Below are 230 nucleotides of genomic sequence, written 5' to 3'. Positions count from 1 at the left end.
CAGACAAGAGTGGTGTGTATGGATAGTGAAGAATAAATTGAACGGTTTGGTCATCCACTACTTTTACTTCCTTGATTGCTTCAAACAGATTGGCGCGATTGGAGCCAACTGCCGGGTCCTGGACGCGTGCAATCGTCGCTTTCACAGCTTCTGCATTAAATGGAGTTCCATCGTGGAAAGTAACTCCGGAGCGCAGTTTGAACTCCCATGTCACGTCATCCAGCTGCTTC

The 230-nt window shown here is 48.3% G+C and carries 1 protein-coding gene; it reads right to left on the bottom strand.

Going from position 1 to position 230, the window contains the following annotated elements; genetic code table 11:
* On the bottom strand, nucleotides 1–230 hold a 230-nt coding region (locus SB775_RS34420; protein WP_410865773.1), incomplete at both ends, for an ABC transporter substrate-binding protein.

This window comes from Peribacillus sp. SIMBA_075, from assembly GCF_046534585.1.
The sequence above is the reverse complement of the archived record's forward strand: the minus strand, read 5'-3'. Positions and strand labels throughout refer to the sequence as shown.